This is a genomic window from Dyadobacter sp. UC 10 (assembly GCF_008369915.1).
Classification (GTDB): domain Bacteria; phylum Bacteroidota; class Bacteroidia; order Cytophagales; family Spirosomataceae; genus Dyadobacter.
Map to the genome: position 1 here is coordinate 6335285 of NZ_VSRN01000001.1, position 14731 is coordinate 6350015.

Genomic DNA, 14731 nt, shown 5'->3' on the forward strand with positions numbered 1-14731 from the left:
TGATTCTGAACTATTTCGCCTGTGCAACTGCATACTTCAATTTAAGCAATGCCATGAAGAGGGGGAAGTCTGTTAGAGGCATTAATACTACTGTTTCACCAAGCTCATCAAAGGCTATTTTTTCGGCTTCATTTTGCTTGACAAAGTCTGCCAACTTTTCAATAAACTGCCTGCGATTTGAAGATTTTAGCAGATCATCCACTGCGTTGCTCGTGACCTTTTTTCCGCGATCTCCCTGGCTACTAAAGTCTTTCAGTATCACAGCAATCTTCTTGGTCAAATCAATAAGTTGTTGGTTGTTTAACATGGCGATTATCCAGGTTTGATAAAAATTGTACGTTAAAAGAATACTGTCGTTTAGATTTTTAGGTGTTTTGAACGGCTTCCCTTCACCATGAATACTTGGAATATGCTCACGTAATTGTTTGGGTTCCAGCGCAGGGATTCCGATTTTCCCTAATTCACAGGCTTTCTGAAAACCGAGAGCTGTATCATAAAGTGTTGCCAAAGAATCCGTACTGACAATAATGGATTCCACTTTACTGATTTTTTGATACAACTCCTTAAAGGATCGAACAGCGGGCAATTCCATTGAAACAAACCCAATAGTTGTATTCATTTGACTCAGGGAGTAGACATAGGTGTTAATTATTTGTTTAGGCATCTTTTCAGCCAAGGCAAAAATAACTTTTACCCATGGTGTCGTTTCCACGCTTGCGGTGCCGGTTTTAGAGTCTGTTTTGATCTCAGGCTGCTGATTAGCAAAAGGATAATTGGCATCGTAAAGGCCATCGAAAGCATTTGTTATCCAATATCCATTCCATGTATTGATTTGATGGGGTTTTAGGTTTGGCGTTTGTGTCAGGTACTCACGATACCGAAACCAACCATCATACAAAGCCAATAACACTTCGTCAGAATCTATTAGAAGATTCAATCCTCCACTCACTCCAACGCCCATTGCCGCTCCAATCCAAGACGCATATACTTCGTGAGAGGTAATGGGAAGAAGTATGTCTGTTACTTGACCTGATGTACCCGCTGAGCTTTCAGCGGCAGCTCCACCTAAGAAAAATGAGCCATCCGGTGCGTCCTTCTGTATTTTAGCGTGCTGACCTGTCAGGGCCTTTGCTAAAACATCAGAGGTTAAAGGAATCTTCCCCTTTTGTTTGTATGCTTGATCAAACTTTGAGTTGTTCACATGTTGCAAATACCTTTCGTTTAAAAAAAACAGGGGTATATACACTTCATCATAGAACTCCTGGGCGCTTCGGTTTTTACCTTCGCGATTATTCACCAACTCAATAAGCCTTTTTCCAATGTAAGCTGTATACATATCAAATGATTCGGTTAGTGGTAGGTACTGTTTGATTTCCGCCTGCCGTTTTTAAGACAAGCCCAAGGATCATATCATAGTTGTCATCTGGGATAACCGTGGGATAACTTCCTGTTTCCAAGCGTGGCCAGGCTCGTGCATAAGGAGCAATCGAACGCCATGGAACCGGTATTTCTAAATTTTGGCGATCTTCCCCAAAAGAATCTATATAAGTCTTACTGTCTGATTGACGAACACAAAGTGCCCCCTCAATTTCCAAAGCATCAATCAATACCGATTTAGGACGGTGACAAAGAGTCCTTAAGGGCGCACTGTTGCCCGCCGCTAAATGCAAGTCAATCGAAGGAATTGCCACTTCGCCATAAACCAGATCAATCAAGTCTTGCAGCTCACTTTCGCGTAATAACCCATTGGGCAACATTTTATAGCTTCGCCGTACAACGTCGGGGTTATAAGGCAAAACATCTTTGTCAGTTTGGGAAGGAGCAATCACACAAACAGGCTGATATTTACCAATAGTATCGTAGGTGCGGCGACGATTTACACGTCCGAAGCGTTGTATCAAACTGTCCAATGGAGCGGCATCAGTCACTAAACGGTCAAAGGAAATGTCTAAGCTTACCTCAACCACCTGCGTGGCAATGACTAAACAAGGTCCTTTCTGCTTATCAAATTCACTAATTCTTGCCTCTAATACGGCTCGATCACCTCGACGAAAACGACTGTGCACCAGCAAAATATTCAGGTTTGGAAATTGCTTTTTTGCCCATTCGTATCGTTGCTGAGCAGTACCTACCCGATTGCCTACAAATAATACCTTCTCTTGATTGTCAATGGCTTTCTCAACCGTTTTAAGAGCCTCTTCTTCGTCTTGGAGTTTTTCAACTTCATGCCGGTTGAATTTTTCTAATGCTCTTTTTCCAAACGTGACCCGATAAACGCGACGGTTGCCACCCAATACCTTGATGAGCTCATTCGCCAATGAGGTAGGGATAGTGGCGGTACCGATGTGTACCCGGCACTTAAGTTTCACCAGTTCTCTCACCAATTCAAGCATCATTGCCCGAGCCATGTCGTCGTAAACGTGTACTTCATCCAAGATTACATCGCAGCCGGCAATGTCCAACTTGGCAGCTTCGTGGCCACTGATGCCAAACACAATTGAGGCAATTTGGTGGGGCGTGGTAATTTTGATACTTGCTCCCGGATTTCGTTGAAGGGAAATTTCCTCTTCTACCCATTTGCCTTTTTCATCACGCATCTGAATTTTAGAGGCTGCGTGCGCTCTTCGGACGTCCGTTTGCTGTTCTTTTGGAAGACGTTTTTCTCCTTTACCGTTCAAGTTTTCGTCAATCCTTACGAACATGGCATTGATGGAAGCCTGAAAGGGTAAAGTATAAACAACCCTTCCACGGCAACGACGCAATAAAAAGTCGGTTTTTCCCGCACCAGTAGGTGCTATTACAAATGTATGGCGGGAGCGATGGTCAGCACGCAAGAGCGACAGCGGGTGTAAATCGGACTTACGCGAATAGTAGGTTAGGTCTGGTACTTGATAAAATGTTCTGACAAGAGGAGCTGCTTTCTCCATATACTCAGAGGCAAAATGGTCGGCCGCCATCAGTATACCCCGCCATTTTGACCACCCGTACTTCATACGATAACAATAGTCGTGAGCGAACAGCAGAGCAGTTTTTGCTTCATCGAGTTCAATCGGCCGAAATTTTACTTTGAAATCCTTATGCTCAACTACGGGCTTCACCATCGCCGACCATACTTCCCAATGCTCTGCGTGTCGTAGAATCATTGCATCAATCCCATTCCGTTTGACCAAATCTATCAAACCGCGATTCCGCACATCGCCTAAGGCTGATTTGTGATGGGCTGCTACCATTTCAATTAAAATCGGCCAATCTTTTTTGTCAAAAAGAGGTAAGAATAGCAAAGACGAAATCTCGTGACGATGTGGCTCCGAAATAATTCTTTCATCATCACCCACTTCCCCTTTTACGGTACGCTGGAAGAAAATGTGAGCTTTGCCTAAATCGTGCAGTAAGGCACCAATTCTGGCCAATCGACGATTAAAACCATGGCGACCGGCCATTATTGAAATTACGTCGGCTACCTGCTGCGTGTGAGCCAAGAGCGTCAATCCCCCCTGTTGAGGACTTTTAGCAAATAGTACCATTTTATTCAAAAGGGTCAGATCCAACCGGATTACCGGTAATTTTTAATATACCAAACATGGGCTCGTTTTCCTGGTATCGGTTGTATCCTACCAAGATTGTATTCGAACCACGCTGGAAAAGCAACTCAAATCCGGTCACTTCTTCAAAATCACCTTCTGACATGCTGTGAATACCAATTTCAGGTAGAAGAATATCTTCGTTTCTGCACAAGCAAATATGTTGTTCCGATGCAAGTTTTGCATCTTCCTCATTTGCAAATGCCAGCCGCAATTTTGGATATAACATAACACCCCTCATAAGAATTGATTGTTCACGGCTTGCCTTTTTCTTAGTTTCCAGGAAGCCTCGTGATTGAGTCCTTTCTTGTTGCTGATCAATTTTGGCGTAAGTGAGTTTGTGTCTGACTATTTCTGAAACGCCGAGCCTTATTCGCAAACCCTCAATAATACTTGGCGTTAAAAACTGTTGGCTAAACGTCCGCTCGTCGCGAACCGCAGTCCAAGGTTTAATAAATCCAAAAGGACCGGTATATGTAACTATATGTAGAAGTTGCTCCTTCATTACTTTGTTAATTTATTGTAAAGCACCAAATCCACTTCCTGTCAAGTCACCTAAACCTACAAGCCAAGCAAAATGCAATGCTTCTTGGGTGCCTTCGACAATCACAGGACATTCACTTCCTTTATGGTCGATACCTTTGATGGTTATTTTACGACTTCTTGGATTGGTATAAGTCCTGTCAAACGCTACTCGTGCGTTAAGATGGTCACCAGTAAAACCAGCTAGACTTAATTTCCATCTGAGTTTATTCGTAAGGGCTTCATTCGCAGCCAGGCTATCCCAGGCTAAGTATTCTTGCGAGCCATCTAAGCGTTTTTGTCTGGCCAGGATCGCCGACCCGTCAGTATGGAAAATATGCTGCTTACGGAAGGCCATCGGTTCAACCTCTTGAATTTCTTCAACATACATTCCGTAAGCAACCGATGGCTCTTGCAAAATTCCTTTAATCAACTGGCGGGCAAGGTCGTCATCAAAAAAAGAAATATTCCAATCAGCTCCCAGGGAGAATGACAATGCTTTTTTCTCGGACCTTCCTCCGTGAAGCCAACCGAAGCTATAAAGACTGACGCCATCGTGAATTGAGTTTTCACCTAGCCATTTATGCAACGTCCCTGTCAGGCTATACAAGTGACTAAAAGGCACTGGTTCCGTATTTGGACTTAATTGTAATCTAATTCGCATGAGAATTTCAGTTTTGGTAATGACAAATGTATTTTAGGGGTTCGCCAGAACTTGACGTGGCTATTGAAAACAGTAAATTTTATTAATCACTATACCAGAGGTGCAATTGAAAATTTAAAAAAATCCTCCTTGAACATTTTCAATACCAAGAAGTGCAGTTAATTCGGAGGCTACGAATACAAAGAATGAAAATCTTTTAAATACTCCTTTAACATGGGAATTAGTATTAATTTTTTCTTATCCAATCTAAAAACATCATAAATAAGATTTTGTGGCTCTAGTTATTCTATTATGAATGGCCTCCCTAAGACAGTAAGGCTCCAACACCTCAACAGCTTCTCCATACGCAAGAATCTCTCGTTCCAATTCATGATTTAAAACGACATGGAAAGATATGTCAACATGAGAATCTGTTTCCTGGACAGTTTGTTGACTACTATGAAACGGGAGGGATAGTATATAATTGGCTTCCAGCTTGGTGAACCGAAGCACAACCCTATCTGCAATTGCTCCCTTGGGAATTGTGACACCAATTACTTGTTTACGAAGTGCTTTATACGCATCGGTTCGGTTGGTTGAAATGGTTTGTCCCACAGCCACGGGATCGCTCATACGATCCAGGCCAAAAGTACGAATACCACCTTTTTCAATATCCCATGCATCGAGATACCATCGGTTACGATATTCAAAAATGATCCCGGGCTCAACCATTCGAACCGAAGGAGTTGAACGCTTTGCCTTGTATGAGGCGTATTCAAATTGCACTACTTTCTGGCAACGGAGCGCATCCCACAAAATCGGCAGGCAGTCAGATCCAATAAACTGCTCACTACGTTCAAGCTGCAAATAGTTTCCGGCATCGCGAATGCTAGTAACGGCAGCTTGCAAAAAATCAAGCCGTTCCCTACGTTCGAGTAAAGAGACAAATTGGTTAAAGTCATCTACATCTTCGTTTGGTGGCGTGTACAAGTAATAACCATTTTTATTGGGATCGTGTCTTATGTCAATACTGTATTCATCACGAAGCTTTTCCATGTCACGCTCGATGGTTCGTTGGCTTTTGGCTTCAATACCAATTTCCATAAGGCGTTCCGAAAGCTCTCTTTTCGTAGGGTAAGTATACGGCCTTTTTGTCCAGCGTATTAGGCAAAGACGACGGTGTAGGTTGAGAGAAGGTGTCAATTATTCAGAGGGTTGAAGTTAAGTCTAATGAATTTAAAATTATCGAATATTTTGTAATACTTGAAAACAAGAATTTGAAAGACATACCAACAATAAATGTTGCCCTTGATCAGTGCAAACGAAAATTACAAAGAAGAAAATGACGGCTGCAGGCCTGTAGTCCGTCAAGCCCGTCTCTTTAGAAATATATTCATTTCCATTATCGCATTGAATGCGTTTCGGAAAAGGACCCCCTACCAGGCAAATCCCACTTAATTCAGCAACAACATCAACGCCTTTTAGCGATTTTCCTGCCAGCAGCCCATGGTAAATTTGGCTGCGATTATCCACCGCGCACCGGCCGCTATAAATTAGGCCTTTGCGGTTCCCTCGATACCACGATAGGTATATTACTCTAAGATTCAATAACACTTCACAATAACCCATCACCCGAAAAAGAGCAATACCCTTCCGCTGTCACGATCAAATGATCCAGAACCCGGATATTCAGCAACTCACCGGCCTTTCTCATATTCTCAGTAATATACTTATCAGCATCACTCGGCACGAGCTGCCCCGAAGGATGATTGTGTGCCAGGATTATCCCTGTTGCATTGGCTTTTAAAGCAGCTGCAAAAACGATCCTTACATCAGCACTTGCTCCTGAAATCCCACCTTTGGAAACTTCAAAAATACCTAACACGCGGCTGGCATTGTTTAATAAAAGTATCTTGAACTCTTCAATAAATTCAAGCCGGTCGGGGTTCCAGCTTTGGATCAGCACATTGTATGCATCTTTGGACGATGCTATTTTAGGACGCTGGCTTGCTTGAACATTGGTTTTGTAGATCAGCTCAATTTCTGCTACCTGAAACAAGTTTGAGACATTCGCGAAGCTTTCCATAATTACCTTGATTTTGAAGTGATTGAATGAATTATGGCGCTTCATTCAGGCACTGGGCAAGCAAGTAGTGGAAGCAACGGAATAAAGGAAAGCACTGAGCGCTGGCAGGCATTTATGCCGGGTGTTTATGCCGGAATTTCCACTACGCCCCGCAGCCATGTGCCTAACTTTGGGGCATTATTGATACAAGAAACTCATTTGGGCATTTGGGCATTCTTCAAAAAATTTGGTGACTCTTTTCACAATTTCATTTTATATATGGTTGATAATCATTGGGGTACAATGATAGCGGTGTGGGTACAAGAAAAAGTTGTACTTGAAGCGCCTTGGTTTTGAGTGTTGTTTTGTCAGGTAATCAATGCAGCAGCAACCTTAAAACAGCACGAGTTATGGAAACGCATTTATCCTGGACAGGCTACTTTCTGTCAGTGGGTGCCGCAGTGGCGATCTACTATGTGATCATCGGCATCCGGTATTACCGGCAGGACATCCGGGCACTACACAATTCAAAGTCCCGGTTCTGGGAACGGCCGGAAAAGCCCCCACCGGTAAGCCCACCACAGGCAACTCAGTTGGAAGAAACAGCTGAACCTGTTGAAATAAAAAAACAGCCCTGGCAGAGTGAGTCATTGTTTGCCAAGGTCGAGGAGCTCAGCTCGCAGCTCAGGAATAGCATCCGGGAGGCATATCAAAAAGGCTACGAAAAGCGGGATCTGATTTTTCTGATCCAGATATTGATCAAAGATTTTTCTGCCGTGAAAGGCACGCCGTTCCGTGAGGCGATCAACAATGTGATCACTTCGGAATCTGCAAAATATGGCTTCATCAACCTCAGTGCTGTAGAGCTAGAGGAGTTATGGAAGGAGGTTTAATGATGAGCCCGCTCTCCTGCGCTCCCGGGCCTTCTGGCTTGGGAGCCGCAAGGAGACAAACCGAGTAAACAAGTTCAAAACAATAACCAACGAGGCGTATGAAATGTGGGAAAACAGCCCTTTCAAGCAGGGTAAAACAAGTATGGGCAGCAACGCTGCTCTCAGTAATGGCAACCATCGCCAAGGCGCAGGATGGCGCGGCGGGTATCTCCGAAGCCGACAGCCAGGTCCGAAGCTACTTCGAGCCAGGCACGCAGCTGATGTATGCCATCGGCGCGGTGCTCGGACTGGTGGGTGCAGTGAAGGTTTTCCAGAAATGGAATGCTGGGGACAATGATACCGGAAAGGTCGCGGCGGCGTGGTTTGGCAGCTGTATTTTCCTGGTGGTGGTCGCAACCGTGCTGCAATCTTTCTTTGGCCTATAAGGGTAAGCGTTATGGCAAGTACGAGCATTTACCAAATCAACAAGGGCATCAACACTTCCATTGAGTTCAAGGGGCTCAAAGCGCAGTACATCTGGTATATGGGCGGGGCGGCGATCGTTTTGTTTGCGATTTACACGCTACTGTACGTATGCGGTATCTGCTCCTACATCTGTGTGGGCATTGTGATTTGCCTGGGCATCCCGATGATCATGGGCATTTATCACCTGAGCTCAGCCTATGGCGAGCACGGTGTCACTAAAATGCTCGCCCGGCGGAGCGTGCCCAAATACGTGAAGTCTAATTCAAGACGTATCTTCAAAACCCGCACCAGCAATGGAAAAGTTACTGGATGATTTGATCCCGATTATGGATGTGGAGCACGATTGTATCCTGTCCAAGCAAGGAGACATCACGGTGGTATTTCAGGCAGATTTGCCTGAAATATTCACCCTTTCCGACAACGACTACGAAGCTTTTCACCAAACCTGGGTGAAAGCGCTCCGAGTGCTGCCAGCACATTCGGTCTTCCACAAGCAGGATTGGTTTGTCGACAGCCGTTATGAGCCTGATTTTTCCAGGGAGGACAAAAGCTTTTTGTCCATGCAAAGTGAGCGCCATTTTAACGAGCGACCGTTTTTGGATCACAGTTGCTACATCTACATCACCAAAAAGCCAGCAAACCGGAAAGTTTCCAGCTCGCTGGTGTCAAATCTGGTCAGACCTACGCTGATGCCAGAGGAAACGATGGATGAGAAAGTATTGCAGGATCTGCATAGCTGTGTGGGTCAATTCCGGCACATTATGGAAGATAGCGGATTTGTAAAGCTGCGCAGGTTGAGAGACGATGAGCTTTGGAGCCACAACGCGAAGGCCGGTATTATCGAACAATATTGTTATCTGTCAACGGGTAACGAGCCGCTAATCAAGGACATTCAGTTTGAGGAAAACATCCGGATCGGCAGTCAGCACTGTCAGCTCTATACGCTGGCAGATACAGAGGACTTGCCAGGCACATGCGGCTCACAAATCAACTTCGATCGCTACTCGACGGACAAAACCAAGTTCAGCATTGGCTACTCGTCTTCGCTGGGACAGCTATTGAGCTGCAACCACATTTACAACCAATATATTTTCATTGACGACGGGCCGAAAACGCTCCGAAAAATGGAAACAAAAAGGTTGCGGCTTCAATCCCTGGCGGCATACTCGCGGAAGAATGCGATTGCACTGGATGCTACCAATGCATTTTTGAATGAAGCGATTTCAGGTCAACGGATGCCGGTGAGAGCGCATTTTAACTTGCTGGTCTGGACGGAGAAGAAGGAGGAGCTCAACGAATTGAACAACAAAGTCTCAGCTGCACTCGCTCAAATGGAAGCTGTCGCAAAAAAGGAGACAACTGGAGCGCCGCAGATTTTCTGGGCGGGAATCCCTGGCAACGCGGCCGATTTCCCGATGAATGAGACCTTCGATTGCTTTGCTGAACAGGCTTCCTGCTTTCTGAACCTGGAAACAGGTTACCGTTCCTCGATTAGCCCGGTCGGTTTGCGACTTGGGGACAGACTTACAGGCAAACCGGTTCATGTGGACATTAGCGATGAGCCAATCAGAAAAGGAATTAGCACCAACCGAAACAAATTCATCCTCGGACCTTCGGGCAGTGGCAAATCGTTTTTCACCAATCACATGGTCAGGAGCTATTACGAACAAGGATCGCACATTGTTCTTGTCGATGTTGGGCACTCTTATAAAGGCCTATGTGATCTGGTCGGAGGATACTATTTCACCTACCAGGAAACAAATCCAATCAAGTTCAACCCGTTTCACATTGGCGAGGGTGATGCTTTGGATACAGAGAAGAAGGAGAGCATTAAGACACTGATCCTCGCACTTTGGAAAAAGGATAATGAGGTTTTCAAGCGAAGTGAATACGTCGCTCTATCCAATGCGCTGACGCTTTTCTATGCTCATACAGCTGAAACAGGGAAGTTCGCGTGCTTCAATTCCTTCTACGAGTTTCTGCGTGATAAGTTCGTTGCGATCCTCGATGAGGACAAAGTGAAAGACCGGGATTTCGATGTGGCCAATCTGCTGTACGTATTGCGGCCTTACTATCAAGGCGGAGAGTTTGACTATCTGCTGAATGCAACCGAAAACATTGACCTTCTAAACGAGCGGTTCATTGTCTTCGAGCTGGATAATATCAAAGATCATCCAATACTTTTTCCTGTGGTGACGATCATTATCATGGAGGTTTTCATCAGCAAAATGAGAAAGCTGAAAGGGATCCGGAAGATGATATTAATTGAAGAAGCATGGAAGGCGATCGCAAAGGAAGGTATGGCTGATTACATTAAGTATCTGTTCAAAACCGTGCGGAAGTATCTGGGAGAAGCAATTGTGGTCACGCAGGAGGTGGAAGACATTATCAGCTCACCGGTCGTAAAGCAAGCAATTATTAACAACAGCGATTGCAAGATCCTGCTCGACCAAAGCAAATACCAGAACAAGTTTGACCAGATACAGGAACTGCTTGGATTGACCGAGAAAGAGAAAACTTTGATCCTTTCGGTTAATAAAGCCAACGATCCACTTCGGAAGTACAAGGAGGTCTTCATTAGTCTTGGCGGCACGCTTTCTCGGGTCTACCGGACAGAGGTAAGTTTAGAAGAATATCTCTGCTACACCACCGAAGAAACCGAGAAGATCAAGGTTATCGAATATGCAAAGCGGTTTGGAAGCATGCAAAAGGGGATTGCAACACTTGCCAGCGAAATGAAATCAACGGCAGGAACATGAGAAAACACATCCTATTTTTCACATTGATATTTGCCCTGGTGGCTACTCCCATCCAGGAAGCGCAGGCCGCAAATCCCTGGGCGGCAGTCATCAAGGCAGCGATTAAGAAAGTGGTGAAGGCCGTGGATCTGATGATCCAGCGGCGGCAAAATAAGGTGATAAGGCTTCAAAACGCACAGAAAGCCATAGAAAACACGATGGCCAAATTGCAGCTTGATGAGATCACCGACTGGGTTAAAAAACAGCGAGACCTTTACAAAAAGTATTACGATGAGCTCAAAAAGGTAAAAGCGGTAATTGCCTATTATTTCAAGATCAAGCAGATCGCCGACAAAAACTCCCGGCTCGTTGACGAATACAAAAGGTTTTGGGGATTGATCTCCGACGACAAGCATTTCACAGCCCAAGAGCGCAACTACATCTTTCAGGTGTATGTAGGTATCCTCGAAAATTCAGCCAAGAATGTGGACTTGCTCAAAATGGTGGTCGAATCGCTGACGACGCAAATGACGGATGCGAAGCGGCTGGAACTGATCGAAAATGCTGCGGACAAGACTGACCAGTTGTACAGTGACCTGACCCGGTTCAACCAAGAAAATGCGATGCTGAGTATCAGCCGCGCTAAGAATCAGCAGGAAGTGGATGTGGTGAAAAAGCTTTATGGGATCAATTAGAATTATGAAAGCAATTTTTGTCATACTGACCATGATTTTCATTAACACGACTTCCCAGGCGCAAACGTTCAAGGAATGGTTTCGTCAGAAAAAGACCCAAAAGAAATACCTGATCGAGCAAATCGCCCAGCTGAAAATCTATTTGGAGCTGACCGAAAAGGGCTACAAAATCGCAAAGGAAGGATTGACTGCAATCGGAGATTTAAAGCGGGGCGAATTCAAGCTGCATAAAAACTATTTCGATTCGCTCAAAGTCGTCAATCCGAAAATTGCCAGCCTGCCAAAGATCAAATGGACCGTTGCATACAACGGAGACGTCAAAAACGTCTGCTCCACGTGTCTTTCCAAGCCTGGCCTATCAGAATATCTCAACGGAGACGAGCTTGCTTACCTCCGGGCTGTGTTTGACCGGCTCGATTCGGAGTGCGACAAAATAGTGGACATGCTAAAAGAAGTCACCAGCGATGGTAATCTGGCAATGACCGACGATGGGCGGATAAAACGAATAGAGGCCCTTTACCAGCAAACAATGTTTAACCTTACGTTTTCCAAGGCTTTTTGTAGCGAGTCGGTGGTACTGGCAGCAGCCAGGATGAAAGAGAAAGAGGATGTGACAACTGGCCGCGCACTCCGCGGCATAAACTGAAAGCAATGAGAAATGTACTGATACTTTTTCTATTGGGGATGCTGCTGATTCCTCCAAAACGAGCGTTAGCTCAGACGCCAGAAGTCACTCAGCTTATCCTGAATATCCAGAAGCTTAACCAACTTCGGAAAATCCTGAAAGAGTTGAAAGCAGGTTATGATATTCTCTTCAAAGGTTACACAACCATTAAGGATATTTCGAAAGGGAATTTCAAGCTGCACGAAGCCTTTTTGGACGGTTTGCTGGAAGTAAGCCCAGCTGTAAAACGCTACAAACGGATCGCCGAGATCATCGACTTTCAGCTAAAACTAGTTTCCGAATACAGGACAGCGTTCGGCCATTTTCAATCCGGAAAGTACTTCAATAAGGATGAGCTTAACTATATGGAGGGGGTCTATGCCAGGTTGATTAATCAAAGTCTGAAAAATCTGGATGCATTGACCATGGTGGTAACTGCTAAGAAAATGAGAATGTCGGACGATGAGCGTTTATCAGCCATTGACAAAATCCACGAAGAAATGCAGGATAAGCTTGTTTTCCTACGTCACTTCAATTCCACAGCTGCAACACTTGGCTTGCAACGGGCCAAAATTTCAATCGAAGTTGAAACGGGCGCTCAGTTAAACGGAATCCAGCTCTAATCTCAAAATTATGAATGCATTTACAAGAGCCGCTATAATAGCGGTGTTAGCTACCGCTTTGCCACAAATTTCCTTCGCGCAGGGCTTTCCCGAGCAGATCAGCGGCCTGCATAGTGTTCTCGACAAACTCTATGATGAAATGATGCCCATGTGCTCCAAGTTGATCAGCGTGGGTCGAGGAATTGCAGGCTTTGCGGCAATCTGGTATATCTCCTCCCGGATTTGGCGGCACCTGGCGAATGCGGAGCCGATTGATTTCTATCCGCTGTTCAGACCATTTGTGATCGGTTTTGCTATCCTGATTTTTCCATCGGTTCTGGAAATGATCAACGGTGTCATGTCCCCGGTTGTCCGTGCAACATCTGCGATGGTCGAAGGTTCAAACGAGGCAATCACTTTGCTGTTGAAGAAAAAGGAAGAGGCGATTATGAAGACCAATGCCTGGCAAATGTATGTCGGCGCCACTGGGAATGGGGATCGGGACAAATGGTACAAGTACACGCATGGGAATGAAGATCCGTCTGGCGAAGGCATCATGGCCAGCGTCGGAAATGACATCAAGTTCTCAATGGCGAAAGCCTCATACAATTTTCGCAATTCCATTAAAGAATGGATGAGCGAAATACTCAGGCTACTATTTGAAGCGGCGGCACTTTGTATCAATACGCTTCGCACCTTTCAATTGATCGTCCTTGCTATTGTTGGCCCGATTGCATTTGGCATCTCTGTTTTCGACGGTTTTCAGCATACGCTTACCGGTTGGATCGCGCGGTACATCAACATTTTTCTGTGGTTGCCAGTCGCTAACATTTTCGGCGCAATCATTGGCAAGATCCAGGAGATGATGCTTACCCTGGATATAAGCCAGGTAGAAGGCGCGGGCGAAACTTTCTTCAGTTCAACGGATATGGCATACCTGATCTTTTTGGTCATTGGCATCGTCGGGTACTTCGCAGTGCCAGCAACGGCCAACTTCATCATTCAGGCAGGAGGAGGCAATCCGTTCCTTTACAAAGTCACGACCCTTTTCTCCCAAACCGCCACCGGCTTTGGCAACCGGGCCTTTCCTGCGAGTGGTGGCTTTGGGTCAATTCCGAGAAACACTGCTATTCCTAAATCTCAAAACCAATAACCAAACAATGTCATGTTTACGAAAGCCAAAAATCTGGAAACCGCATTCCGGCATGTCCGCAGCTTCACATTGCTTGTGATCATCGGCTGCATCGGCTTCTGCTGCTTCGCTATCTATAAAAGCTATCAGTTGGTGGATGAAACGCAGGATAAAGTGTACATCCTGGCAAGCGGCAAAGTGCTCGATGCTTATGCCTCAGAGCGAAAGGAGAACATTCCGGTTGAAGCCCGCGATCATGTTGCCACTTTTCACCGCTTCTTCTTTACGCTCGATCCTGATGACAAAGTGATCCAGTCCAACCTGGTCAAAGCACTGTTCCTGGCCGATGGCTCAGCGAAAGCCCAATATGAAAACCTGAAAGAATCAGGGTTCTATTCGAGCATTATTTCCGGAAACATCAGTCAGCAGATAAGTGTGGACACTGTCGAAGTTGAAACGGACGACTACCCATACCGCTTTCACTGCGTGGCTTCCCAGCGGATCATCCGCTCAACGAGCATTGTCACCCGAAGGCTAGTGACCGAAGGGTTTCTTAGAACCGTATCCCGCAGCGACAATAACCCTCACGGGTTTCTGATCGAGCGCTGGACAACTCTTGAAAATAAACACATCAATGTACAAAACAGGTAAGCTGTGTTTTACAATTTCAATAGGCACAAACAGCAAGCCGCTGAGTCAAAAGCCGTTCCAATGGAGGAATTGGTAAGAAG

General features: G+C 45.3%; 16 protein-coding genes. 10 read left to right on the forward strand and 6 right to left on the reverse strand.

The features are described from left to right. Positions 1–10: 10 nt before the first annotated feature. From FXO21_RS26105 to FXO21_RS26130, 6 genes are all read right to left on the reverse strand, one after another. Positions 11–1336, reverse strand: a complete 1326-nt coding sequence (locus FXO21_RS26105) for a hypothetical protein (protein WP_149642844.1) — start codon at positions 1334–1336, stop codon at positions 11–13. 1 nt (position 1337) lies between these two features. Then, a complete protein-coding gene (gene cas3, locus FXO21_RS26110; protein WP_149642845.1) occupies positions 1338–3548 on the reverse strand; it encodes a CRISPR-associated helicase Cas3' in 2211 nt (736 codons plus the stop codon). After that, entirely contained in the window at positions 3526–4086 is a 561-nt protein-coding gene (locus FXO21_RS26115; protein ID WP_149642846.1) for a hypothetical protein, read from the reverse strand. The genes cas3 and FXO21_RS26115 overlap by 23 nt, the downstream gene beginning before the upstream one ends. 12 nt (positions 4087–4098) lie before the next feature. Beyond that, positions 4099–4767, reverse strand: coding sequence for a CRISPR-associated endoribonuclease Cas6 (locus FXO21_RS26120; protein WP_149642847.1), 669 nt, complete (start codon positions 4765–4767; stop codon positions 4099–4101). Between the two features lie 255 nt (positions 4768–5022). Beyond that, the gene (locus tag FXO21_RS26125) at positions 5023–5850 is read right to left on the reverse strand and encodes a helix-turn-helix transcriptional regulator (protein ID WP_149642848.1); all 828 of its coding nucleotides are present in this window, start codon (positions 5848–5850) and stop codon (positions 5023–5025) included. 511 nt (positions 5851–6361) lie between these two features. Further along, positions 6362–6832 carry a JAB domain-containing protein gene (locus FXO21_RS26130; RefSeq protein WP_149642849.1) on the reverse strand — a complete coding sequence of 157 codons (471 nt, stop codon included), beginning with the start codon at positions 6830–6832 and terminating at the stop codon, positions 6362–6364. A gap of 33 nt (positions 6833–6865) precedes the next feature. Between FXO21_RS26130 and FXO21_RS26135 the strand changes: the two genes are divergently transcribed. The 10 genes from FXO21_RS26135 to traK all read left to right on the forward strand — a co-directional run bounded on the left by FXO21_RS26135 (position 6866) and on the right by traK (position 14651). Then, on the forward strand, positions 6866–7168 hold the full coding sequence (locus tag FXO21_RS26135) for a hypothetical protein (RefSeq protein ID WP_149642850.1): 303 nt from the start codon (positions 6866–6868) through the stop codon (positions 7166–7168). Between the two features lie 53 nt (positions 7169–7221). Next, positions 7222–7704, forward strand: a complete 483-nt coding sequence (locus FXO21_RS26140) for a hypothetical protein (RefSeq protein WP_149642851.1) — start codon at positions 7222–7224, stop codon at positions 7702–7704. A 98-nt stretch (positions 7705–7802) separates the two neighbouring features. Next, positions 7803–8129 carry a DUF4134 domain-containing protein gene (locus FXO21_RS26145; protein WP_149642852.1) on the forward strand — a complete coding sequence of 109 codons (327 nt, stop codon included), beginning with the start codon at positions 7803–7805 and terminating at the stop codon, positions 8127–8129. Positions 8130–8140: 11 nt separating this feature from the next. Continuing rightward, positions 8141–8482, forward strand: coding sequence for a DUF4133 domain-containing protein (locus FXO21_RS26150; RefSeq protein ID WP_149642853.1), 342 nt, complete (start codon positions 8141–8143; stop codon positions 8480–8482). Further along, positions 8463–10928 (forward strand): TraG family conjugative transposon ATPase, encoded by a 2466-nt coding sequence (locus FXO21_RS26155; RefSeq protein WP_149642854.1) that lies wholly within the window; start codon positions 8463–8465, stop codon positions 10926–10928. Before FXO21_RS26150 ends, FXO21_RS26155 begins: the two co-directional genes overlap by 20 nt. Beyond that, positions 10925–11602 carry a conjugal transfer protein TraI gene (locus FXO21_RS26160; RefSeq protein ID WP_149642855.1) on the forward strand — a complete coding sequence of 226 codons (678 nt, stop codon included), beginning with the start codon at positions 10925–10927 and terminating at the stop codon, positions 11600–11602. Before FXO21_RS26155 ends, FXO21_RS26160 begins: the two co-directional genes overlap by 4 nt. Positions 11603–11606: 4 nt before the next feature. Next, positions 11607–12248, forward strand: coding sequence for a hypothetical protein (locus FXO21_RS26165; RefSeq protein ID WP_149642856.1), 642 nt, complete (start codon positions 11607–11609; stop codon positions 12246–12248). Positions 12249–12253: 5 nt separating this feature from the next. Continuing rightward, positions 12254–12889, forward strand: a complete 636-nt coding sequence (locus tag FXO21_RS26170) for a TerB family tellurite resistance protein (protein ID WP_149642857.1) — start codon at positions 12254–12256, stop codon at positions 12887–12889. Between the two features lie 10 nt (positions 12890–12899). Then, positions 12900–14021, forward strand: a complete 1122-nt coding sequence (gene traJ, locus FXO21_RS26175) for a conjugative transposon protein TraJ (RefSeq protein ID WP_149642858.1) — start codon at positions 12900–12902, stop codon at positions 14019–14021. A gap of 12 nt (positions 14022–14033) precedes the next feature. Beyond that, complete coding sequence (gene traK / locus FXO21_RS26180) at positions 14034–14651, forward strand: conjugative transposon protein TraK (protein WP_149642859.1); 618 nt, start codon at positions 14034–14036, stop codon at positions 14649–14651. Positions 14652–14731: the final 80 nt, after the last annotated feature.